The sequence below is a fragment of the Hydrocarboniphaga effusa AP103 genome, assembly GCF_000271305.1.
Taxonomy (GTDB): Bacteria; Pseudomonadota; Gammaproteobacteria; order Nevskiales; family Nevskiaceae; genus Hydrocarboniphaga; species Hydrocarboniphaga effusa.
Genome location: NZ_AKGD01000003.1, coordinates 408,676 through 431,664, shown reverse-complemented (window position 1 = coordinate 431,664; position 22,989 = coordinate 408,676). Strand labels below are relative to the sequence as shown.

The window sequence follows — 22,989 nt, the reverse complement described above, 5'->3', positions numbered from 1 at the left end:
CGATCCTGCGCTCGCGAGAAAACCATGAGCACCGCCAACCCCGCCGCGCCCGCAAGCCTGAGCTTCCCGACCAAGCTCTCGTACGGCTTGGGCTCCATCGCATTCGGCATCAAGGACCACGGCTTCAACACGCTGCTGATGCTGTACTACAACCAGGTGATCGGCCTGCCCGCCTCCTGGGTCGGGCTGGCGATCATGCTGGCGATGCTCATCGACGCGGTGGCCGATCCGCTGATCGGGCATTGGTCGGACGGCGTCAAATCGGCCTGGGGACGGCGGCATCCGTTCATGTACGCCTCGGCGATTCCGGTCGCGGTCGCCTACTTTTTGCTGTGGATGCCGCCCGCCGGCAGCAATGAACTGCTGTTCGCGCACCTGCTGATCGTCTCGATCATCGTCCGCACCGCGATCAGCTGCTACGAAATTCCATCCGCCGCCTTGCTGTCGGAATTCTCGAGCCGCTACGAAGAACGCACCAGCCTGTCGACGTTCCGCACGCTGTTCTTCGCGATCGGAACCCTGGTCATGGCGGTGCTGGTGTTCAAGGTCATGCTGGTGCCGACGCCCGAGTATCCGACAGGACAGCTGAACCCCGCGGGCTACCTGCGCTACGCGAGCGTGGCGGCGGTGGTGATGGTGCTCGCGATCCTGATCTCCACGGCCGGCACGCATCACCGCATTCCGTCCTTGCGGGCCATCTCGATCGAACGCGGCGATGGCGGCAGCCTGCTGTCCGGGCTGCGCGTGCTGGTGACCGACCGGACCTATGTGAGCGTGCTGCTCTGCGTGTTCCTGTTCGCTATCGCCACCGGCGTGGCGACCACGCTCGGCGTCTACATCTCGACTTACTTCTGGCGCCTGAGCGCCAACGATATCGGCACGGTCGCGGGCGGCGCCGGTGGCGGGCTGCTGCTGGCCCTGATCGTCCTGCACTTCGCGAGGCGCCTCAGCAAGAAGCGCGTCGCCGTGAGCCTGTATTCGGTCGCCCTGCTGGCCGGCGCATCGCCGGTCCTGCTCGGCCTGGCCGGGCTGATGCCGCAAAGCACCAAGACCCTGCTGCCCTGTCTCATCGCGAGCTACCTGCTGATGACCACCGGCGTGTTCGCCGCGCTGGTCGTGAGCCAGTCCATGGTGGCCGACGTCGCCGATCACATCGAGCTCAAGACCGGCCGGCGCATGGAGGGCCTGATGTTCGCGGCCATGATCATGACGAGCAAGGCGGTGTCGGGCGTCGGCGTGTTCCTGTCGGGCGCGATCCTGTCGGGCATCGGATTCCCCGAGAAGGCCGATCCGGCGACCGTCGACCCCGCGGTGGTGACGCAGCTCGCGCAGATCTTCGTCGTCTCGCTGACGGTGTTCGTGATCCTCGCGCTCATCGCACTGAGCTTTTATCCGATCACGCGCGAGATTCACGAAAAGACCTTGCGCCAACTGGCAGAAAGAACCAAGGCCACGACATGAAACCCCTAGAACCGCTACCGCCGTCCTTCATCTGGGGCGTTTCCGCATCGGGCTACCAGAGCGAAGGCGGCAACGTCGATTCCAACTGGGATCGCTACAACGCCGAGACACCGAAGCAGGATCGCTACGGCCTTTCGGTGGACTTTCGCCATCGCTATCGCGAAGACATCGCGCTCGCCAAGCGGCTCGGCGTCGATACCTTCCGCATCGGCATCAACTGGGCGCGCGTCGAACCTCGCCCGGGCGAATTCGACGAAGCCGAGCTCGCCTACTACGACGACGTGCTGCGCACGATGCTGGACCTCGGCATCCAGCCGCTGATCACGCTCGATCACTTCGTCTACCCGGGCTGGATCGATCGCCAGGGCGGCTGGACGAATCCGCGGACGCCAGACGCCTTCATCCGCTATTGCGACCTCATCGTGCGCCGCTATCACCACCAGGTGCGCCTCTGGCTCACGTTCAACGAGGCCGGCTTCTTCGTCATGATCGAGAAGAAGTACCGCAAGCTCGATCGCAGCGGCGTGCGCGCGATGAGCGATCACCTGATCGCAGCGCATCGAAGCGTCTACGATCTGATTCATGCGCAGCGAGCGGATGCGATGGTGTCTTCGAACGTGGTCTGCTGCGGCGAAGGCCTGATCTCCTGGTTTCTTCAGCGCCACACCGACAGGCTGTTCCTCGACGGCGTGCTCGACAAGCTCGATTGCATCGCCATCGACTACTACTATCGCGGCGTCACGCCGACCCTGCTCAAGGGCCGCATGTGGGAATGCGATCCCGCGCCCGACGGGCTTTACCGCGCGCTCAAGCGATACGCGAAGAAATATCCGCAACTGCCGATCCTGATCGCCGAGAACGGCATGCCGACCTTGAACGCCCAGCCTCGCGCGGACGGCGTCACGCGTAGCGAGGCGCTCGAGGACTGCGTCTACTGGACCCAGCGCGCGCATGCCGACGGTATCGACGTGATCGGCTACCTGTACTGGAGCCTGACCGACAATTTCGAATGGGGCAGCTACGGCCCGCGCTTCGGCCTCTACACCGTCGACGTGCTCACCGACCCGACGCTCGCGCGCGTACCGACCGATGCGGTTAAAACTTACCAGAGCATCATCCGCGAGCGCGGCGTGCCCGCATCGCACAGGCCCAGGCGGTAGCGGCCGCGATGTCCGCCCACGTTCTTTCATTGCGCACACGCGAGGGACTGCGCAGGCATCTGGCCCGGATCATCGGCTTCTACCATCCACGCTGCCTCGATCCGACCGGCGGCTACTTCGGATTCTTCAGCGAAGACGGAGCCGTACACGACGGCCGCAGCCAGCATCTGATCGGCACCACCCGGGCAATCGTCAACTACGCCTGCTGCGCATTGGAATTCGGCCACGCCGAATATCTCGCGGCGATACGCCAAGGCATCGCGTTCCTGCGCGGCGTGCATCGCCAGCCGCGCAGCGGCGGCTACGCCTGGATCGTGCGCGACAAGACGATCGCGGATGCGACGAATCACGGCTACGGCCTGGCCTTCGTCCTGCTCGCCTACGCCAGGGCCCTGCAGGCCGGCGTGAGCGAAGTTCGCGAACACCTCGACGAAACCTGGGCCTTGCTCGAGCAACACTTGTGGGAGCCGCAGCATGGCCTTTACGCGGACGAAGCGAACGCGGACTGGATCGTCTCCGACTACCGCGGGCAGAACACCAACATGCATCTGTGCGAGGCGCTCATCGCCGCGTCCGAAGCCAGCGGAGATGCCCGCTTCCTGCATCGCGCGGGCCTGCTCGCGGACAACATGGTGAATCGCCAGGCCGCGCAGTGCGGCGGACAGATCTGGGAACACTATCAGCGCGATTGGCGGATCGACCGCGATTACAGCCGGAACGATCGCAGCAACATCTTTCGCCCCTGGGGCCTCCAGCCCGGACATCAGGTCGAGTGGGCCAAGCTGCTCGTCCAGATCGATCGGCATGCCCCGGAACCCTGGCGATTGCGGCGCGCCTGCGAGCTGTTTTCGGCCGCCGTCGAATCGGGCTGGGACGCGCAACACGGCGGCATGATCTACGGCTACGAACCCGGCGGTGCGCCCTACGACTGCGACAAGTACGGCTGGGTGCAGATCGAGACGATGGCCGCCGCCGCGCTGTTGCACGAACGCACCGGCGACGAGCGATACGCCGCATGGCAAGCAAGGCTCGCCGACTACTGCGAGCGGGTGTTCGTCGACGCGCGCACGCAATGCTGGTACCGGATTCGCGGGCCCGACAACAGCGTCTGGCCCGAGGCGGCGCCGTTCTCATGCCTGTCCGAATACCACACGTTCAGCGCCTGCCACGACATCCTGCGCTCGCTCGAGCGACGGCCACGCTGAGCGCGCAACCGCATCAGCGCGGCATCATCACGGCTCGATCCCGGCCTTCGAGCTTGGCCGCGTAGAGCGCGGCGTCGGCCTCATGCAGCAGTGACGACAAGGTCTGGCCCTGCTGCGGCACGCAGTAGTAGACGCCGGCGCTGGCGGTCAGCAAAGCGCCGACCGACGAAGCCTCATGCTCGATGCCCAGGTCGCGGATGCCGTCGATCAGTCCGTCCGCGAGATGCCGGGCGCCTTGCCGGCTCACGCCGAACCACAAGCAAGCGAATTCTTCGCCGCCCATGCGGGCGATCACATCCATGGGCCTGCGGCTGAAGGTCGCCATCGAGACCGCAGCGGCCTTGAGCGCGCGATCGCCGGCGGCATGCCCGTAGCGATCGTTGTAGAGCTTGAAGCAATCGATATCGACCATCACCAGCGCAATCGGCTCGCTTTGGCGAATCGCCTGCCGGATCGCGGTCTCGGCGCGCGTCTCGAATGCGCGCCGGTTGTACAGATCGGTCAGCGGATCGATCAGCGAAAGGCTTTCGAAATGCTTGCGCTCGTCCCAAATCAGGCCGACCACGCGGCGCAACTGCCAGTTGATCGTCGCGATCACGGTCGCCGACGCCACGATGTTGATCGTCTCGAAGTGCGCGGCTGGAGCCGGACCGAAAACATAGTAGGCACTCGCCAGATCCAGCAGCAGCATCGGTGCGGCGATGAGCCAGATGCGCGGACCGAACGAGGTCAGCGCGGCGAGCGCGCAGGGCAGATAAACCGAGTAGTCGACCGAGAAGTCGCCGCCCGTGACCTGCCAGAACCGGCGTCCGAGCACCATCGCGCAACCCACCATGAGCGCGCCGACGATCACCACCCACTCCATCCAGCGCCGCTCGCCCCAGATCGCCAGCGCGAGTGTGAGCACGAACGAAACCGGCATGATCACGCCGCGCTCGGCCCACAGCACGCCGACCGGAACATCGGGCGACAGGCCGAAGGTCGACGCCGGATACCAGTCGCTCAGGAAGTAGTTCAGGCCGAGCACGAGGAAAGCCGCCGCGATGATCCAGCGCGACTGGCGAAAATGAAAATGATGAAAGCTTTCCGAAAAAGCCGCCGAACCGGTCGTGCTCACGCCATCCCCCATGACATTCGCGCCCGAAGCCCCGGCGCGCCAAGCACGATAAGCCCGCCGATGCCGCGACACCAGCCTGAGCCGATCCACGTTTGGGATCGGGTTCGGGTTCAGTTCGAGTTCGGGAGCCGATCGCGGTTTCGGCGACGGCACCGCCCGGCTCAAGCCCCTTCGATGAACATCAGGGTCGGGGCTTCGAGCAGGGCTTTCACGCGCTGGATGAAGCTCGCGGCGTCGAATCCATCGACGATGCGATGATCGAAGCTCGACGACAGGTTCATGATCGATCGCACCACGACCTGCCCGTCGATCACCACCGGCTTCTGCGCGATCTTGTTGACGCCGATGATCGCCACTTCGGGCGCGTTGATGACCGGCGTGGTGACGATGCCGCCGAGCGCGCCGAGGCTGGTGATCGTCAGCGTCGAGCCCGACAGCTCCGCGCGCGTGGCCTTGCCCGCCCTTGCCGCATCGGCGAGCCGGCGCAGCTCCGCGGCGCGCTGCCACAGCGACAGCCGCTGCGCATCCTTCATGACCGGCACCACGAGCCCGGCCGGCGTCTGCGTGGCGATGCCCGCGTGCAAGGCGCGATGGCGCGACACCACGCCGGCCTCATCGTCGTAGGTCGCGTTGATCATCGGGAAATCGGCGATCGCCCTGCCCAGCGCCTGGATCAGCAGCGGCAGCAGCGTGAGCCTGGGACGGTCCGGATACAGCGCATTGAGCCGCGCGCGCATCGCTTCGAGCTCGGTGACGTCCACTTCCTCGACGTAGGCGAAATGCGGAATGCGCTGCTTGGCGCGCTGCATCGCCTCGGCGATCTTGCGGCGCAGGCCGATGAGCTTGATCTGTTCGATCCCGTCGTCGCCCTGCACCGCCGGCTGCGCCGAAACCACCGGCTCGCGCAGGTCTTCGACCGCAACCGCGACCGGCGCAGGCGCGGCAGCTGCATGGCGATCGAGATCGTCGCGCAGCACGCGGCCCGCGGGCCCGCTGGCCTTGACCTCGCGCAGATCGATGCCGCGCTCGCGCGCGAGCTTGCGCACCGACGGCGCGGCCGGAACCGGCGTCGAGTCCGCAACCGCATCCGGCACCCACCGGGACGAAGCCGGCTCGCCAGCGCTGGCTCGCGACGCGACCTCGTTCGCACTCGATTGCGTGGCAGCGGGTTTCGTCTCGTCGACTTCGATCGTCGCCGAGTCGAGCTGTATCGTCACGAGCCGGCCGCCGACCGCGATCTTGTCGCCGGCCGCACCGTGCAGTTCGATGACCTTGCCGGTCACCGGCGACGGAATTTCCACCGCCGCCTTGTCCGTGAGCATGTCGACCAGCGGCTGGTCTTCGCTGATCCGGTCGCCGACTTCGACGCGCCAGGTGGCGATCTCGGATTCGGCGATGCCTTCGCCGATGTCCGGCAGCTTGAACACGTACGCGCCCATCAGACCGGCTCCATGAGGTTCTTCAACGCCTGAGCCACGCGTGCGGGGCCCGGAAAATATTCCCACTCGAAGGCATGCGGATACGGCGTGTCCCAGCCCGCGACGCGCTCGATCGGCGCTTCGAGATGCCAGAAGCAATGCTCCTGCACGAGCGACGACAGCTCGGCGCCGAAGCCGCTCGTGCGCGTCGCCTCGTGCACGATCGCGCAGCGGCCGGTGCGCTTGACCGATTCCACGATGGTGTCGATGTCGAGCGGAATCAGCGTGCGCAGGTCGATCACTTCGGCATCGATGCCGCTGGCTTCGACGGCCGCAAGGCACACGTGCACCATGGTGCCGTAGGTGACGATGGTGGCTTCCTTGCCCGCACGCACGACCGCGGCCTTGCCGAGCGGAATCGCGTAATAACCCTCGGGCACTTCGCTCGCCGCGTGCTGGGACCAGGGCGTCAGCGGCTTGTCGTGGTGGCCATCGAAGGGACCGTTGTAGATGCGCTTGGGCTCGAAGAACACCACCGGGTCGTCGTCCTCGATCGCGGCGATCAGCAGGCCCTTGGCGTCGTAGGGATTCGACGGCATCACCGTCTTGATGCCGCAGACGTGCGTGAAGATGCTTTCGGGGCTCTGGCTGTGCGTCTGCCCGCCGAAGATGCCGCCGCCGCAAGGCGCGCGCACGGTCAGCGGAGCCCAGTAGTCGCCGCCCGAGCGATAGCGCAGGCGCGCGGCTTCGGACACCAGCTGGTCGAAGGCCGGATAGATGTAATCCGCGAACTGGATCTCGGTGACCGGACGCAGGCCATAGGCGCCCATGCCGACCGCGGTTCCGATGATGCCGCCTTCGGCGATCGGCGTATCGAAGACGCGCGTCCTGCCGTATTTCTTCTGCAGGTTGGCGGTCGCGCGGAACACGCCGCCGAAGTAGCCGACGTCCTCGCCGAACACCACCACGTTGTCGTCACGGCCGAGCATGACGTCCATCGCCGAGTTGAGCGCCTGGATCATGTTCATCGAGCTCATTTGGGGCTCCTGCGCAGCTGCTCGCGCTGACCTTGCAGATGCGCGGGCATCTCCTTGAAGACATCTTCGAAGATCGTTTCGGCGTCGCGGCGGCTGCCGAGCGTGCCCTTGCTTTCGGCCTCGCGCAGCGCGCTCTTCACTTCGTCGTCACAGGCGGCGGCGAGCTCCGCATGGCGCGCTTCGCTCCACTGGCCGATCGCGATCAGATGCCGCTTGAGGCGCTCGATCGGATCGCCGAGCGGCCAGCGGCTCGCCTCGTCCTTGGGCCGGTAGGCCGAAGGATCGTCGCTGGTCGAATGCGCAGCCGCGCGATAGGTATAGAGCTCGATCAGGGTCGGGCCGAGATTGCAGCGTGCACGCTCCGCGGCCCAGCGCGTCACCGCGTGGACGGCGAGAAAATCGTTGCCGTCGACGCGCAGGCCCGGCATGCCGTAGCCGATCGCGCGCGCCGCGAAGGTCGCGCGATCGCCGCCCGCGATGCCCTGGAACGACGAGATCGCCCACTGGTTGTTGACGACGTTGAGCACCACCGGCGCCTGGTACACCGACGAGAACGTCATCGCGTAATGGAAGTCGGCCTCGGCCGTGGTGCCATCGCCGATCCAGCTCGCGGCGATGCGCGTGTCGCCCTTGATCGCCGACGCCATCGCCCAGCCCACGGCCTGCGGAAACTGGGTGCCGAGATTGCCCGAGATCGAGAACATGCCGTGCTCGCGCGACGAATACATGATGGGCATCTGCCGCCCTTTCAGCCGATCGCCCTCGTTGTTGAAGACCTGGCACATCATCTCGACGAGCGAGCAGCCGCGCTTGATGTAGAGGCCTTGCTGGCGATAGCTCGGAAAGCACATGTCGCGCTCGTCGAGCGCCATCGCGGCGGCGATGGCGATGGCTTCTTCGCCGGTGGACTTGATGTAGAACGAGGTCTTGCCCTGGCGCTGCGTCTTCACCATGCGCTCGTCGTAGGCGCGCGTGAGCATCATGTAGCGCAGGCCTACGCGCAGTTCGTCGGCCGGCAGCTGCGGGTTCCAGTCGCTGCTCGCGCGGCCTGCGTCGTCGAGCACGCGGATCAGGCCGTTGGCGTAGGCGCCGAGCTCGGCGGCGGGCGCATCGATCGCCGGACGCGGCAGCGCACCGACTTTCGGAATCCGGATCAGGGCGAAGTCCGGCGCGTCGCCCGGACGCGCCTTGGGCTCCGGAACGTGCAGGCGCAGCGGTGAGGCTCCCATGATCAGGCGGCCCTCCGGAGCGCGGATTTCGCAGGCAGGCCCAGGCGCTCGCGCGCGAGCGCGTCGGCGATGAGGTTGGTCGGAACACGCGCACTGGCCGAGCGCTCGAACAGCTCGGACAGGCTGCGCCCGATGCCGGCGACGCGATCGTTCACCAGCGCATCGTCGCCGGGCTGCAGATAGCCCAGGCCGCAGGCGATGATGCCGCCCGCGTTGATGACGTAGTCGGGCGCGTAAAGGATGCCGGCGTCGAACAGGCGGCGGCCGTCCTCGTCGCTGCGCAGCTGGTTGTTCGCCGCGCCCGCGACGATGGGCACGCACAGGCGCGCGATCGTGTCGGCCGTCAGTACACCGCCGAGCGCGCACGGAGCGAACACATCGGCCTTCTGGCTCAGGATGCTGTCGACATCGACCGCCACCGCGCCGAAGCGCTCGCAGATGCTGTCGACCACGGCAGGGTTGAGATCGGCCACGATGAGCTTGGCACCCGCGCGGTGCAGCAGCGTGCACAAATGCCGACCGACGTTGCCGAGGCCCTGCACGGCCACCGTCAGGCCCGCGAGCTCGCGCCGGCCGAGGCGCGCCTTCACCGCCGCGCGTATGCCCAGGAAGACGCCGAGCGCGGTCTTCGGAGACGGATCGCCGCTGACACCGTCGCGCGGCAGACCACCGACGTAGCGCGTGCGACGCGCGACGCTGACCATGTCCTGTTCGCTGACGCCGACATCCTCGGCCGTCACGTAGCGGCCGCCGAGTCGTTCGACCACGTCGCCGAAGGCTTCGAACATCGCTTCGTTCGTCGGCGTGTTCGGCTCGCGCATGATCACCGCCTTGCCGCCACCGAGCGGCAGGCCGGCGATCGCGTTCTTGTAGCTCATGCCGCGCGACAGCCGCAGCACGTCGGTCAGCGCGGCGCCGGCATCGGCGTATTGCCAGACGCGGCAACCGCCCATCGCGGGCCCGAGCGCGGTCGAATGAATGGCGACGAAGCCGCGCAGGCCGCTGCGCTCGTCGTTGAATGCGGTAACGGCTTCGTGGCCGTCGAATCCTTCGTTGTCGAACATCACCGCCCCCTCCAGAGTGTGGGAACAATGTATTCTCGGACCGGGGGAATCGCGGTCCTATTTTGGGCGCTTCCAGCCTCCTTTTCGGTTTTAAGTTCCCATCAAAGGCCAATAATGGAAACACTGGACCAGCCCCTCGACGCCCTGGACCTGCGCATCCTCGAGATCCTGCAAAAGGACGTGACGACCTCGCACGAAGTCATCGCCAAGACGCTCTCGTCGTCGAAGACGGTGATCTGGCGGCGCATCCAGCGCCTGCTCGGCAGCGGCATCATTCGCGAGCGCGTGGCCGTGCTCGACCATCGCAAGCTCGGCTATTCGGTGATGGTGTTCGCCCACGTGAAGATGGCGCGTCACGGCAAGGACGCGTTGCCCGACTTCATCAAGGCGATCAAGACGTTTCCGCAGGTACTCGAATGCCACACGCTGATGGGCCAGGTGGATTTCCTGCTCAAGATCGTGGTGCCCTCGCTCGAGGCCTACGAGAATTTCGTCTGGCGCAAGCTCTCGCAGATCGAAGGCGTGCAGGAAGTGCACTCGTCGATCTCGATGAGCCAGGGCGTCAACACCACGCGGCTGCCGCTGTCGCCATCGCTGCTGGCGGAACCCGCGCACAAGCCAGCATCGTGACGGCGTGACCAGCGCCCGGTTGCGCTCGGCCCAACCGGCGGAAACCGCCGGCGTCGAGCTCAAACCGCTACCGCTGCGAGCCCGACTTCAGGGCTTCACCGCCAGCAGATTGCACGGCGCCTTGTCGAGCAGGGCTTCGGCCGTGGTGCCCAGGATCAGGCGGTCGATGAAATTGTGGCGAACCGAGCCGATGACGATGACGTCGCTGTGCTGCCGCCGGGCGAAGTCACTGATGACCTGCACCGGCGTGCCGCGCAGGAAGTGGCGGCGGTCGGCCGGAACGCTGTGCGCATCGGCGATCGCAGCGAAGTTCTTCTGATGCGTCGGCAACAGGATGCGTTCCAGCTGACCGATGGAACCGACACCGGCGCCGTTCGGATCGATGAGCTGCTGCGGCCCCGAGAAGGCGTAGATCAGGTGCAGTTCCGCGTCGCATGGAATCGCCAGCCGCAGCGCCTCCTGGATCACGCGATCGTTGAGATCGCCGGCCTTGTAGTCGTGGCTCGCATCGACGGCGGCGACGATGCGGCGCGGCAGCGCATGGCCCAGCGAATTCACGAGCATCAGCGGCACCGCGCACTGGCGCAGCAGCTGCCAGTCGAGAGGCGTCAGCAGCACGCGCTGCAGCACGCCTTCCAGGTGCACGTCCTTGACGACGAGATCGGCCTGCTGGTCGGCGGCGACGTTCAGAATATCGTCCGCGACGGGGCGGGCCCACACCACTTCGCTCGTCACGACCACACCGCCGGCCTGCAGCGTGGCGGTTTCGACGCGAAGCCAGTGCTCGCGTTCGAGCATCCAGATTCTACGCGCCTCGACCGCCGCATCCCGGTCGATCAGGGCGGCGCCCTTGATGACGCTGTTGCGATCGAACAGCGCGATGTGCAGGGCAGCGCCACAGGTGCGTGCGAGCCAGACCGCGCGCTCGAAAGCCGGCGTGCGCTTCATCGCCGGATCGGCGATCAGCAGGATTCTGCGGTACTGGCTCACGGCGTGGCGTCCTTGGTCGAGATGCGCTCATCCTGCCTCGCCTGGACCGCACCGGCCTTGACGCGAATCAATCCGGCGCGAATCGGGAAAGATTGATCATCGTCAAGGCGGGTCCTGCTCATGAAGTGGAGCATGCAGGCTGGACTGCGAAGACCCGCCGAAGGAGCGACGAGATGGACACACTGGAATGGCATCGGGGCTTGTTGCCCTTCGCCGTGGCGGTTCTGCTGCTGGCGGGCGTCTCGTCCATGTACGTCGATGCGAGCACCGAAACAGTGATTCGCTCGACGCAGACCGAGAACCGGCTCGGAACGCTGATGACCGATGCCGATCGCGAGCGTATCGACGACGCCTTCGCCGGCGGCCCGGGCCGCCATACCGTCCGCTGGAGCAATAGCGACCGCGATATCGACTACACGATGATCCTGGCTCCGGTGTTCAAGACCGCCCGAGGCCCATGCCGTGAATTCGAGATCGAGGCCAAGGCGGACGACAGGCGCACGCGTGCGAGCGGCACCGCCTGCGAGAAGCAGGGCGGCTGGCGCATCGTCGAGTGATGCACTCCGCCACCTGCGTCAAGCCGGGCCGACGACGCATCGGGCCTGCGGGTTCGCGGCTCTCCAAGGATGCAGATCGGGTGTTGTGAGTGACACGGCTCGCCCAAGGATGGAGTGCAGCAGGCCCAGCCTGCGAGTCGTGCGTGAGCATTCTCCGGGCACCGCCCTCGCGCGAAAGGCACAGCGCGGCCGCTTGCGCGACGCTTCCCTACTCGATCGGCCGCACGCGAAAGTTCCTGCCTTTGATCTTGCCCTCGCGCAGCCGCTTGAGCGCGACGGTCGCGAGTTTCTTGTCGATGGCGACGTAGGTGCGCGTGTCGAAGCTGCTGATCTTGCCGACCGCCTCGGCCGGTAGCCCCGCATCGCCCGTCAATGCGCCGAGCAGATCGCCCGGACGCAGCTTGTCGCGGCGGCCGCCGTCGATGCAGATCGTCACGCGCGTGGCCGGCACCGGTTTGTCGGTGACCTTGGCGGGCACCCCGAGCTTGCGCGTCTCGATGCGCTTGCCGAGCTTGGCTTCGATGGCGGCGACGCGCGCATGTTCGCGATGCGAAAACAGGTGCAGGGCCAAACCGCTGCGCCCCGCCCGTCCGGTACGGCCGACGCGATGCACGTGGGCGTCCGGATCGGCCGGCAGTTCGTAGCTGATCACCGCGGCGAGATTCGGAATGTCGAGCCCGCGCGCCGCGATGTCGGTGGCCACGAGCACGCGCGCGCTGCCGTTGGTGAAGCGCACGAGCACTTCGTCGCGATCGCGCTGGTCGATGTCGCCATGCAAGGCCAGCACCGCGTAGCCGCGCTTGGCGAGCTGCTGCTCCACCGTCTGCGCATCGCCGCGCGTATGGCAGAACACCAGTGCGGATTCGGGCTGGCGCGAGCTCAGCAGCTGCGCGAGCGCATCGACGCGGCGCAGCGGATCGACCTCGTAGAACTGCTGTTCGATCTGCGCTGCGCTGGCGACGGTGTCGACGCTGATGCTCAGCGGATCGCGCTGGATGCGGGCGCTCAGGGCGCGCACCGAATCGTTGTAGGTGGCCGAGAAGAACAAGGTCTGCCGCTGGGCGGGCGTGTGCTTGACGATGGCCTGGCTCGCGGCCTCGAAATCGCCGTCGAGCATGCGATCGGCCTCGTCGAGCACCAGCACGCGCAGGCCGGAGAGATCGAGCGAGCTCTGCTCCAGATGTTCGAGCACGCGGCCGGCCATGCCGACGATGATCTGCGGCGCATGCTGCAGCGAAGCCAGCTGCGGGCGCTGCGAGATGCCGCCGTTGAGCTGGCTGAGCTTGACGTTCGGCAGGCAGCGCGCGAGCCGGCGAATTTCCTTGGCGATCTGGTCGGCCAGTTCGCGCGTCGGGCACAGCACCAGCGCCTGCACCTGTTCGATCGCCGGGTCGATGCGCGACAGCAGGCCCAGGCCATACGCGGCGGTCTTGCCGCTGCCGGTGCGCGCCTGCCCGATCACGTCGCGGCCCTGCAGGATCGGCGGCAGGCTCTGCGCCTGGATCGGCGTCATCCGGGTGAAGCCCAGCGACTCGAGCGCCTGCAGCAGCTCGGGCTTGAGCGCCAGGCTGGCAAAAGCCGCGGTCTGCGGGCTGGGCTGTTCGGTGGCGGGTTCTGAGGTGGTCACGTGCGGCGATCGGGAAGCGATGAGGCCGCGAAGGGTAACCCGCGCCGGTCGGTGTGTCGCATCCGGCCGCCGATGCGTCCCGCGAGCACGGCCTGCTCCGCTAGTCGAGCTCGGCTAGCGGATGCCGGACGGACGGCCAATCCGGCGACTCGAAGAAATGCCCGACCCATTGCGGCGTCAGCGCATCGACGCTCGCCGGAGACCAGCTCGGCTGGTTGTCCTTGTCGACGAGCAGCGCCCGCACGCCGTCGACGAAATCGGCTTCGGCGCAGCAGCGCACGGCGACGACGAGTTCGGTTCTGAATACGTCGCCGAGGCTCGCGTTCGCCAGCCGACGCTGCAGCTCCCAGGCCAGCACGGCGGTCGTCGGCGAGCCGGCGCGCAGCGTCGTTGCGGCCGCCGCGAGCCAGTGATCGTCGCCGTCGTAGCCGGTCACGCCTCGATAGAAGCTGCGGAAGTCGGCGCTCGCGGCGAGCCGCTCGAGATGATCGCCATGCTTGAGCAGGTTCGATTCGGGCCATAGCGGCTTCGCGGCTTCTGCGAACGGCCGCAGCAGCTCATCGAGCTGGCGGTGGTTGTCCTGGGCAGCATCGTGCCAGCGCGTGCTTTCGAGCTGGCTGAAGAGCGCGTCGCGATCCTGCTCGGAGAGCAGATGCGTCGCCAGGCCCGAGACGATCGCGTCGTGCGCATTGAGCAGCGCGGCGGTCATGCCGACGAACAATCCCCAGCCACGCGGCAGCCGGCTCAGGAAGTAACTGCCGCCGACGTCCGGGAACAGGCCGATGCGAATCTCGGGCATCGCGATCTTCGAGCTCGGCGTGACGAGGCGATGACTCGCGCCGACCATCAAGCCGAGCCCGCCGCCCATAACCACGCCGCTGCCCCAGACGAGGATCGGCTTGGTGTAGCGATGGATGGCGTGGTCGAGCCGATATTCCTCGGTGAAGAATTGCAGCGCCGCGTCGGCGCCGGCCTGGGCATCGGCGACGATGGTCTGCTGCAGGCGGCGCACGTCACCGCCCGCGCAGAACGCCTTGGTTCCGCGTCCGCTGAGCACCACGAGCGCGATGCCCGTATCCGCTGCCCAGGCGTCGAGCTGCGGTTGCAGCAGCCGGATCATTTCGATCGTGAGCGAGTTGAGCGTGCGCTCGGAGTTGAGCTCGGCGTAGCCGATGCGATGGCCGCCCGGCGTGGTGTGCTCGCGAAACAGAACTGCAGCTTCCATCTGCACCTCAGACAGGGCCGCTTTGCGCTGCGCGCCGGCCGCCGTGGAATTCGATTGATTGCCCGTGGCGATCGATTGCGCAGGGCCGTGGCTCGCCAGTCTATCTTCGCGAATCATCTGTGCGCCTTTTTCCGCGATCATGATCGTCGGTGCGTTGGTGTTGCCCGAAGTGATCGTCGGCATGATCGAGGCATCGACCACGCGCAGGCCTTCGAGCCCGCGCACGCGCAGGCGCTCGTCGACGACGGCTTGCGCATCGTCGCCGCGCCCCATGCGGCAGGTGCCGACCGGATGGAAGATGGTGGTACCGACCAGACCCGCGGCGACCGCGAGTTCCTCGTCGGTCTGGTACGCAGGCCCCGGCAGATATTCGACCGGCTTGTACGGCGCGAGCGCCGGCTGCGACACGATGTGTCGCGTGAGCCTCAAGCTGTCGGCCGCGACCTGGCGGTCCTCGTCGGTCGACAGATAACGCGGCGCGATGCTCGGCGCATCGGCCGCCTCGCGCGAGACGATCTCGACCGAGCCGCGCGAGGTCGGCCGCAGGTTGCAGACGCTCGCGGTGAAGGCCGCAAAGCGATGCAGCGGATCGCCGAACTTGTCGAGCGAAAGCGGCTGCACGTGATACTCGATGTTCGCGCTCGGCTGCGCAGGGTCGGACTGGGTGAACACGCCGAGCTGGCTCGGCGCCATGCTCAGCGGGCCTCCGCGTCGCCACGCGTATTCCATGCCCATCATCATCTGGCCGAGGTAGCTGTTGGCGATCGCGTTGAGCGAGCGGATGCCTTCGATCTTGTAGATCGAGCGCAGTTGCAGATGGTCCTGCAGATTGCGCCCGACGCCCGGTGCATGCAGCGTCGATCCGATGCCGAGCGCCGACAACCGCCGCGCATCGCCGATGCCCGAGCGCTGCAGGATCGCGGGCGTGCCGATCGAACCTGCGGCGAGCACGGTCTCGATGCGCGAACCCGCATGCAGCTTCTCGCCGCCGAGCGTGAACTCCACGCCGGTCACGCGCGCACCTTGCAGGCTCACGCGCTCGATCAGGGCGCCCGTCACCACGCGCAGGTTCGGCCGCTTGAGTACCGGACGCAGAAACGCGCGCGAAGCGCTCCAGCGCGTGCCGCGCTTCTGCGTGACTTCGAATTTGCCCGAGCCGGTATTGTCGCCGGTGTTGAAATCCCGGGTGCGCGGAATGCCGGCCTGCTCGGCCGCCTCGGCGAAGCGATCGAGAATGTCCCAGCGCAGGCGCTGCTCTTCGACACGCAGCTCGCCGCCACTGCCGTGGTTCGCGTCGCCGCCGCGCCAGTGATCTTCGCTGCGCTTGAACAGCGGCAGCACATGGTTCCAGGACCACGACGCATCGCCCGTCAACCGAGCCCATTCGTCGTAATCGCGCGCCTGGCCGCGCATGTAGATCATCGCGTTGATCGACGAGCTGCCGCCGAGCACGCGGCCACGCGCATACAGAATGTTGCGACCGCCGAGCCCGGCTTCGTCCTGCGTGCGATAGCACCAGTCCGTACGCGGGTTGCCGATGCAATACAGATAGCCGACCGGAATGTGGATCCAGATCCAGTTGTCCTTGCCGCCCGCTTCGAGCAGCAGCACCGAGACACCGGGATCTTGCGACAGGCGATTGGCGAGCACGCAGCCGGCGCTGCCTCCACCGACGATGAGGTAGTCGTAGTGGCCGTAGCTTTTCATCTCGCGCTCGCCGGCTCGCGGGCCACGGGCCGATCCGTCTCCCGGTTCGCAGCATAACGGCCCATTTTCAGTATCTCGCTCATGTCGCACGGTTTCGCTTGAAAAGCGTTCGCGCATTAGCGCTCATCGCGAGGGCTACAACCAATGATTTAAACTCAAGCACGATATGAGCATCTCCAATATCGTTCCCAAGTCTCGATCGACGGACCCGCGCAGCCACCACACGACATGCAGATTCGACTCTCCCAGGCCGACGATGTCGAGAACATCGTCCAGCTGTTCGGCGATTCCATCCACGGGCTCGCGAGGCAGCATTACGATGAAGCTCAGCGCGCGGCCTGGGCGCCGCGCTCACCCGATCTCGCCGAGTGGACGCAACGCCTGAGCACGCTGACCACGCTCGTCGCGGAAGATGCCGGCCAGCTCGCCGGCTTTCTGTCGTTCGAAGACGACGGCCACGTCGATCTGCTCTACGTCGCTCCGCATGCGGCACGACGCGGCGTGGCCTCCGCGCTGTATCGCGAGGCCGAGCATCGGCTCATCGCGCTGGGGGCCAAGCGGCTGTACACCGAGGCGAGCCTCGTCGCGGCGCCGTTCTTCACGCGCCAGGGCTTTCACGTGGTCGAGGAACAGCGCGTCGAGCGGCGCGGCCTGGTGTTCCGTCGCTATGCGATGCACAAGCCGCTAGCGCCGAACCCGCAGGGCGGCTGAGTGTTCAGCCGCCTGCAACGCCGTCCGGATGACGGAGCGGCGCTACGGTGACTCAACCCATCGGCCCGCGGCGGCCGCGGCGACCACCGCCGCTCTCGCCGAATCCGCCACGCTCGACGCCCTGGCGGAACTGCTCGTCCCAGCGCTCGAGTTGCTCGGGCGTCAGCGTATTGACGACGGCCTGATCGAAGCGCGCCTGGATCAACAGTTCTTCGGTCACGAGCTCGCCCTTGCGCTTGGCCAGCGGCTCGATGCGGGCCAGATAATCGGGCTGCGATTTCGACAGCGACGCGATGTCCCTGCGCAGTTGCTCGCCGTCGGTGACCAGCCTGCGACGCTCGGCGTCGTCGCGATCGAAGGCGTTCAGCACGGCCAGCCGCTGCTGCTCGTCGGCCTCGACTTGACCGAGCGCCCGCATCACCGCCTTCTCGGAATACCGCTGCTGTTGTGGGCTTTCGCGATCGCAGCCTCCGCGTGGGCCACCGCGCCCGCCGCAGGCGGTCAGCACGAGCAGCGTGGCGAGCAGAAGGGCGTGGCGAGTGCGCGTTCGGGCGGCGGTCGAGATCGACATGGGACTGGGCATGGAAGCGAGGCGCTTAGCTTGCCCCCTGCCTCTGTAAAGTCACGTCGAGAAACGTAACGGAACGTAGCTCGCCGCCGGTGAGCGTTCGCGCTCGGCGCTTTTCTGCGCCCGCATGAGCGAAGGATGGCAAAGCCGAGGGTTCAGAACAGCAGCTGCTGTCCGCTCGCGGTTTGCGGCACGCCCGTGAGCGGCCAGCGATCGAGCACTTCATAGCGATACGGGAAGCCACCGCCCCGCGCGAGCACGAAGTCTTCGACCCGCCAGAGCACCGGCGTGCCGAGTTCGGTGGTTTCGAGCACGCGCGGCGCGCGATAGCTCACGGTGATGTGCGGCGTGTGGCCACCGCCGGCATCCATCTGCTGCTCGGCCAGCCGCGCGTTGAGCGTGTCGATGAGCTGGATCAGCCCGTCGACTTTCTTGCGCCGCGATTGAAACTCCCAGTGCAGGTCGACGCCCGCGGTTTTTCCACGGCTGCCGAGGCGCTCGAAGCTCATCAGGAACGGGGCGGCACGCACCGCCGCGCCCGCATCGCGCAGGCGCTCGCGGTTGGCGGCGATGTCCGCATAACGATCGGATACGGACTGATGCCAGTTGGTCGGAGCGAACAGGGCGTCGCCCAGCTCGGACATCAGGCCGGTGCGCTCGAACGCGGCCGACAATGCCTCGCGGATCTCGGCCGGAGGCAGAATCATGAACAGCAGTCTCGATTCGCTTGCCATCGTCTGGTTCTCCTGAAGGCGACATCGAAAGGGCGCGATCATCGTCGCAGCCGCCGGGTGCATCAAGCGCTCAGACGCGCCAGTTGGCGTTGCGCTGCCAGAACTCGGCGCTGCGCCGGTAGGCCTCGCGATCGATCGGCACGCCCGAGCCGCCTTCTTCGACACCGAGCGCATTGCGCATCATCGTGATCGGCGCCATTGGAATCTCGTCGGGTTCGGCGGTGTACAGACAACCGACGATGCCCCAGTCGCCGTCGATGCGTTCGCCTTCCTTTTCGAGCTGCTCGCGGCTGTAGAGGATCACGACCAGGTAGTTCGCCACCGGCGCTTCGAGGCCTTCGAACCAGCGCACGAGCACCGGCAGTTCGGACTTGTTGCGCGCCTCGTAGGCCGAACGCAGCTGGTGCCGGTTGTCGTCGGTGATCGGGATCGTCAGGCAGCGCGTCGAGGTCCAGTTGCGATGCACGTGAAGCTTGCAGAACGGCGCATAGCCGTCGAGAACCTTGAGCGGCGCGTGAGCGTTCAGATGCTGCTCGAACTGGGCCGGCGTGATGTCCTGAATGGCGTTGAGCCGGCCGTCGCGCGGGAACAGGCGGGCTTTGGCGAAAGGCGTGATGACGATGGACATGCGGCGATGAAGGGCGCTCTGCGAAGGCCCGAAAGCATAGTCGGCCGACTGGCCGGCGTCTAAATTTCGTCGAATTTTCGATGCTCTTGAAAAGCGTTTGCCTCTCTCCAGATTGAGTTGCACCGGGATGCCGAAGTCTGGGTTCCGGTGAAAACCAACCTCGCTGATCAAACAGGAGCTTTGACGATGAATACGCTTTCCCTCGCCCCGCTGTTCCGTTCCTCCATCGGCTTCGACCGTTTCAACGATCTGTTCGAAACGGCCTTGCGCGCCGAGTCCACCACGTATCCGCCCTACAACGTCGAGAAGCACGGCGCCGACGACTATCGCATCGTCGTGGCGGCCGCCGGCCTGCAGGATGGCGACCTCGACATCCAGGTCGAACGCGAAGTGCTGACCATCACCGGCGGCCGTCGCGAAAAGACCGCCGAGTCCGTGCAGTACCTGCATCAGGGCATCGCGCAGCGCGCGTTCAAGCTGAGCTTCCGCCTGGCCGACCACATCGAGGTCACTGGCGCCAAGCTGCAGAACGGTCTGCTGAGCGTCGATCTGGTCCGCCGCATTCCCGATGCCGCCAAGCCGCGCCGCATCGCGATCAATGGTGAAGTGTCGGCCGAAGCTTCGGTCCAGTCGCGCCCGAACGTCGTGACCCTGGACAAGGACGCTGCGTAAGTTCGAGCAGGAGCGGTAAAAAGCAAAGGCGCCGAGAGGCGCCTTTGCTGTTCCTGCGGCCCGATCGACGCTCAACCGCCGCGATCGACCTCGACCGCCGAGATCAAACCGGTCGGCGTGTAGAACACGCGGACCACGTCGTTCTTGCCCTCGTAGACCGCGTAGCTTCCACCGCCGCGCGAAGGCCGGCCGAGCGCGGCTTCGATGCCCGAACGCGGGCCGCCGATCTTCACCTCGTCCTTCACCACCCGATCGGCACCGCTCAGGCGCATGCGCGTGACGAAGGCGCTTTCGCCGTAATCGAGCACGCGCAGGTCGAGGCCATCCGAATACGTGAAGCGATAGCCCACCGGGCCGTAGCTCGCCTGGGCTTCGGCGTTGTCTTCCTTCAGGCCGCGCAAATCGTCCTTGGACTCCGAAGCCAGGTTCGGAATCGCCCGGAACTCGGCGACCGTCTTCGCCGAAACCGAGGCGGATACCGTCGAGAACGCCCACAGGTCGATGTCGTCCGCGCTGACGGTCGGCAAGGCCTGCGTCCTGGCTTTCTGCGACTCCGCCGCCTGAACGGCACTACCGAGTCCCGACGCCAGCGCCAAGGCCAGTACCAGCACTCCCATACGATGCGACATGCGTTCTCTCCCCAGAGATCGGCCGAATCCGTGATCGGCCGCTACGCATTCTGACGTAGGAAATCCGCCGGTCAATCGGAAACCAGCTCGATGATGCGTGCGCTCGGAGCTCCACTTTCATCGACGAGCAGTTCGGCGACGCTGACCGGCAGCCTGAAGCGTCGCGGCCCCGCGCTGCCCGGGTTCACGTAGAGCAGGCCGTCGCGGCGCTCGACCAGCGGCTTGTGCGAATGCCCGTAGATCACGACCTGCGGCTTCGGGCTCAAGGACTCCAGCCGCAGATGCGCGATCTCGTGCAGCAGGTGAACACGCAGGCCCGCGACCTTGAAACCGAGCTGCTCGGGCACGTTTTCGGCCCAGGGCTCGCGATCGTTGTTGCCGCGCACGGCGCTCACCGGGGCGATGCGCGCGAGCGCGTCGAGAATGGCCGGGTCGCCGATGTCCCCGGCATGGACGATGTGCGCGCAGCCCGCGAGCGCCGCCAGCGCCTGCGGCCTCAGCAGTCCATGGGTATCCGAGATCAGTCCGATGCGGGTCATCCGGGCGATGCTAATCGATGCGGCGATGGGATCATCCAGGACCCGGAACGACAAAAGCCGCCCCGAGGGGCGGCTCTTGCGGTATCCACGCGAATGCCGGTTGAACGTCCCTGTCCAGTGGCGTCCGCCGCGTCCCTGCGTCGTGCGATGGCTACGGAGACATCGTTGAATTTCTCGGCTTAATCCTCGATGAGCTCAGATGATTTTCGCGCGATAGCCCTTACGGGCTGCCCGCCCCGCGCCCGAGCAACGGCTGTCCGGGCAGCTTGCCGCTGTGCTCGCCCTCGCGGATCACGGTCACGCCGTTGACGATCACATGGCTGATGCCTTCGGGGTATTGGTGCGGGCTTTCGAAGCTGGCCTTGTCGATGACGCGATCGGGGTCGAACAGCACCAGGTCGGCCCACATGCCCGGGCGCAGGATGCCGCGGTCCATCAGGCCCAGGCGCTGCGCCGGCAGCGAGGTCATGCGGCGCACCGCGTCCTCCAGGCTCAGCACTTTCTGCTCGCGCACGTAGTGGCCGAGCACGCGCGGGAAGGTGCCGTACCAGCGCGGATGCGGGCGACCGCCGAACTCCGGGCTCGCCGCGGTACCGTCGGAATCGAAGCTGATGAACGGATCCCGCAGCGCCAGCACCATGTCCTTCTCGGACATGTAGTACATGACGATGCCGACCTTGTTGTCCTGCTCGATCGACAGGTCCAGCACGAGCTCGTACGGATCCTTGCCCTGCTCGCGGGCGATGTCGCCGAGCGTCTTGCCGACGTATTTTCCGGGCGACTTGGGCACCGACGAGACGATCACTGCGTCGGCGCCCGAGGCACCCGTGAGCTCGTTGTAGTACTTGGTGGTCATGTACTTCCTGACCTCGGCCTGCAGCCGCGGGCGCAGCGCCGGATCGGCCAGGCGCTGCAGCATCTTCTCGGTGCCGCCCTCGTGCGCCCAGCGCGGAATCTCCACCGACAGCGGATGCGCCGCCGCGATGTACGGATAGACATCGGCGGCGATGTCGATGCCGCGGGCGCGCGCCTCGTGGAGGGTCGCCAGGGCCGGCGCCATCTTGCCGAAATTCGGCCGGCCCGCCGCCTTGAGATGGAAGATCTCGACCGGAATGCCGGCCTTTTCGCCGATCAGCGCGGCTTCGCGCACGCCGTCTTCGAAGTGTTCGCCCTGGTCGCGCAGGTGCGTCGCGTAAATGCCGCCGTACTGCGCGGCGACCTTGGAAATCTCGATGAGCTCGTCGGTGGTCGGCATCGCCGGGCTCAGATCGCCTTCGGGCGGAAACTGCACCGAGCCGGGCGTCTCGAGCGCCATCACCAGGCCGGCGGCACCCTGCTTCATGCCGTCGGCCATCAGCTGCTTCATCTGCTCCAGTTCGCCGGCCGTGGGACGGCGCTGCGCGCCCTCGCCCATCACGTATCGGCGCAGCTGGCCGGCGCTGATGTACGACATCACGTTGCCCGAAGTGCCGGTGGCCCTCAGGCGATCGAAATAGCCGCTCAGCGTGGTCCAGTCCGGCTTGATGCCGTACTGGCCGTCGTCGTCATCGGCATGACGCGGTGCCACCGACACACCCTCGCCGATCACCTCGGTGGTCACGCCCTGCATGATCTTGCTCATGCCGCGACCGTCCTTGAGCAGCGACAGGTCCGAATGCGCATGCATGTCGATGAAGCCCGGTGACAGCACCTGGCCGCGAGCGTCGATGACTTCCTTCGCGCTCGCTCCGGCCAGATTGCCGACCGCGGCGATGTGCCCGTCGCGCACCGCGACGTCGGCGCGGAACCACGGCGCGCCGGTGCCGTCGAGCACGCGGCTGTTCTGGATCAGGATGTCGTAGGGCCGCTCGCCCGCCACGATCGGCGGCGGGGAACTCGCGCAGCCGAGCAGCAGGGCCGCAGTCAAAGCAGAGAGGCAGAAGGCCCCGGCGGAACGAACGGGCATGCGCATGCGTGAACTCCTGTGCTCGGCGATCGGAAGGCGGCCAGCGGACTCTCGCGGTCCGCGCGGTCGTCCTCGAACTTAGCCAGCGGCAGCCGGTCGCGACCAATGAATTGATCGTGCCGCCGCATAACCGCCG

Annotated in this window: 20 protein-coding genes and 2 pseudogenes; 7 read left to right on the top strand and 15 right to left on the bottom strand. The window is 66.5% G+C overall.

What is annotated here, in order from left to right; translation table 11 throughout:
• Positions 1-24: 24 nt before the first annotated feature.
• The 3 genes from WQQ_RS18275 to WQQ_RS18265 are packed head-to-tail and all read left to right on the top strand — an operon-like array spanning position 25 to position 3,826.
• Positions 25-1,461, top strand: a complete 1,437-nt coding sequence (locus WQQ_RS18275) for an MFS transporter (protein WP_007186735.1) — start codon at positions 25-27, stop codon at positions 1,459-1,461.
• Entirely contained in the window at positions 1,458-2,621 is a 1,164-nt protein-coding gene (locus WQQ_RS18270; protein ID WP_007186734.1) for a glycoside hydrolase family 1 protein, read from the top strand. Before WQQ_RS18275 ends, WQQ_RS18270 begins: the two co-directional genes overlap by 4 nt.
• Positions 2,622-2,629: 8 nt before the next feature.
• Positions 2,630-3,826 carry an AGE family epimerase/isomerase gene (locus WQQ_RS18265; RefSeq protein WP_007186733.1) on the top strand — a complete coding sequence of 399 codons (1,197 nt, stop codon included), beginning with the start codon at positions 2,630-2,632 and terminating at the stop codon, positions 3,824-3,826.
• A 13-nt stretch (positions 3,827-3,839) separates the two neighbouring features.
• Here the strand turns inward: WQQ_RS18265 and WQQ_RS23275 are convergent, their stop codons facing one another.
• The 5 genes from WQQ_RS23275 to WQQ_RS18240 all read right to left on the bottom strand — a co-directional run bounded on the left by WQQ_RS23275 (position 3,840) and on the right by WQQ_RS18240 (position 9,691).
• Positions 3,840-4,943: a GGDEF domain-containing protein gene (locus WQQ_RS23275; protein WP_157534768.1), complete on the bottom strand. Its 1,104-nt coding sequence runs from the start codon at positions 4,941-4,943 to the stop codon at positions 3,840-3,842.
• Between the two features lie 161 nt (positions 4,944-5,104).
• Positions 5,105-6,382, bottom strand: a complete 1,278-nt coding sequence (locus WQQ_RS18255; protein WP_007186731.1) for a dihydrolipoamide acetyltransferase family protein — start codon at positions 6,380-6,382, stop codon at positions 5,105-5,107.
• Positions 6,382-7,398 carry an alpha-ketoacid dehydrogenase subunit beta gene (locus WQQ_RS18250; RefSeq protein WP_007186730.1) on the bottom strand — a complete coding sequence of 339 codons (1,017 nt, stop codon included), beginning with the start codon at positions 7,396-7,398 and terminating at the stop codon, positions 6,382-6,384. Before WQQ_RS18250 ends, WQQ_RS18255 begins: the two co-directional genes overlap by 1 nt.
• Positions 7,395-8,627, bottom strand: coding sequence for a 3-methyl-2-oxobutanoate dehydrogenase (2-methylpropanoyl-transferring) subunit alpha (locus WQQ_RS18245; RefSeq protein WP_007186729.1), 1,233 nt, complete (start codon positions 8,625-8,627; stop codon positions 7,395-7,397). The genes WQQ_RS18250 and WQQ_RS18245 overlap by 4 nt, the downstream gene beginning before the upstream one ends.
• 2 nt (positions 8,628-8,629) lie before the next feature.
• Complete coding sequence (locus WQQ_RS18240) at positions 8,630-9,691, bottom strand: Glu/Leu/Phe/Val family dehydrogenase (RefSeq protein ID WP_007186728.1); 1,062 nt, start codon at positions 9,689-9,691, stop codon at positions 8,630-8,632.
• 114 nt (positions 9,692-9,805) lie between these two features.
• On the opposite strand from WQQ_RS18240, the gene WQQ_RS18235 reads away from it, so the two are divergent.
• The gene (locus WQQ_RS18235; RefSeq protein ID WP_007186727.1) at positions 9,806-10,321 is read left to right on the top strand and encodes an Lrp/AsnC family transcriptional regulator; all 516 of its coding nucleotides are present in this window, start codon (positions 9,806-9,808) and stop codon (positions 10,319-10,321) included.
• 87 nt (positions 10,322-10,408) lie between these two features.
• On the opposite strand, the gene WQQ_RS18230 is transcribed toward WQQ_RS18235, so the two are convergent.
• Positions 10,409-11,311 carry a universal stress protein gene (locus WQQ_RS18230; RefSeq protein ID WP_007186726.1) on the bottom strand — a complete coding sequence of 301 codons (903 nt, stop codon included), beginning with the start codon at positions 11,309-11,311 and terminating at the stop codon, positions 10,409-10,411.
• A gap of 173 nt (positions 11,312-11,484) precedes the next feature.
• Between WQQ_RS18230 and WQQ_RS18225 the strand changes: the two genes are divergently transcribed.
• Complete coding sequence (locus WQQ_RS18225) at positions 11,485-11,868, top strand: hypothetical protein (protein ID WP_007186725.1); 384 nt, start codon at positions 11,485-11,487, stop codon at positions 11,866-11,868.
• Between the two features lie 208 nt (positions 11,869-12,076).
• On the opposite strand, the gene dbpA is transcribed toward WQQ_RS18225, so the two are convergent.
• The 3 genes and pseudogenes from dbpA to WQQ_RS25295 all read right to left on the bottom strand — a co-directional run.
• Positions 12,077-13,495, bottom strand: coding sequence for an ATP-dependent RNA helicase DbpA (dbpA, locus tag WQQ_RS18220; RefSeq protein ID WP_007186724.1), 1,419 nt, complete (start codon positions 13,493-13,495; stop codon positions 12,077-12,079).
• A gap of 100 nt (positions 13,496-13,595) precedes the next feature.
• Positions 13,596-14,663, bottom strand: a pseudogene (locus tag WQQ_RS25300) (enoyl-CoA hydratase/isomerase family protein); the annotation flags it as partial.
• Between the two features lie 147 nt (positions 14,664-14,810).
• Positions 14,811-16,427 (bottom strand): annotated as a pseudogene (locus WQQ_RS25295) (GMC family oxidoreductase); the annotation flags it as partial.
• Positions 16,428-16,655: 228 nt separating this feature from the next.
• Here WQQ_RS25295 and WQQ_RS18210 point away from each other — a divergent pair.
• A complete protein-coding gene (locus WQQ_RS18210; protein WP_007186722.1) occupies positions 16,656-17,138 on the top strand; it encodes a GNAT family N-acetyltransferase in 483 nt (160 codons plus the stop codon).
• 52 nt (positions 17,139-17,190) lie between these two features.
• Here WQQ_RS18210 and WQQ_RS18205 read toward each other — a convergent pair whose 3' ends face one another.
• The 3 genes from WQQ_RS18205 to WQQ_RS18195 all read right to left on the bottom strand — a co-directional run bounded on the left by WQQ_RS18205 (position 17,191) and on the right by WQQ_RS18195 (position 19,068).
• Positions 17,191-17,709, bottom strand: a complete 519-nt coding sequence (locus tag WQQ_RS18205; RefSeq protein WP_007186721.1) for a hypothetical protein — start codon at positions 17,707-17,709, stop codon at positions 17,191-17,193.
• A 152-nt stretch (positions 17,710-17,861) separates the two neighbouring features.
• Positions 17,862-18,440: a 2'-5' RNA ligase family protein gene (locus WQQ_RS18200; RefSeq protein WP_040454838.1), complete on the bottom strand. Its 579-nt coding sequence runs from the start codon at positions 18,438-18,440 to the stop codon at positions 17,862-17,864.
• Positions 18,441-18,510: 70 nt separating this feature from the next.
• Entirely contained in the window at positions 18,511-19,068 is a 558-nt protein-coding gene (locus tag WQQ_RS18195; protein ID WP_007186719.1) for a DUF3228 family protein, read from the bottom strand.
• Between the two features lie 186 nt (positions 19,069-19,254).
• Here WQQ_RS18195 and WQQ_RS18190 point away from each other — a divergent pair, with 186 nt between their 5' ends.
• A complete protein-coding gene (locus tag WQQ_RS18190; RefSeq protein WP_007186718.1) occupies positions 19,255-19,740 on the top strand; it encodes an Hsp20 family protein in 486 nt (161 codons plus the stop codon).
• A gap of 71 nt (positions 19,741-19,811) precedes the next feature.
• Here the strand turns inward: WQQ_RS18190 and WQQ_RS18185 are convergent, their stop codons facing one another.
• From WQQ_RS18185 to WQQ_RS18175, 3 genes are all read right to left on the bottom strand, one after another.
• Positions 19,812-20,369 (bottom strand): hypothetical protein, encoded by a 558-nt coding sequence (locus WQQ_RS18185; RefSeq protein ID WP_040454837.1) that lies wholly within the window; start codon positions 20,367-20,369, stop codon positions 19,812-19,814.
• Between the two features lie 71 nt (positions 20,370-20,440).
• Positions 20,441-20,908 carry a metallophosphoesterase family protein gene (locus WQQ_RS18180; protein WP_007186716.1) on the bottom strand — a complete coding sequence of 156 codons (468 nt, stop codon included), beginning with the start codon at positions 20,906-20,908 and terminating at the stop codon, positions 20,441-20,443.
• A 220-nt stretch (positions 20,909-21,128) separates the two neighbouring features.
• Positions 21,129-22,859, bottom strand: coding sequence for an N-acyl-D-amino-acid deacylase family protein (locus WQQ_RS18175; RefSeq protein WP_007186715.1), 1,731 nt, complete (start codon positions 22,857-22,859; stop codon positions 21,129-21,131).
• Positions 22,860-22,989 lie beyond the last annotated feature (130 nt).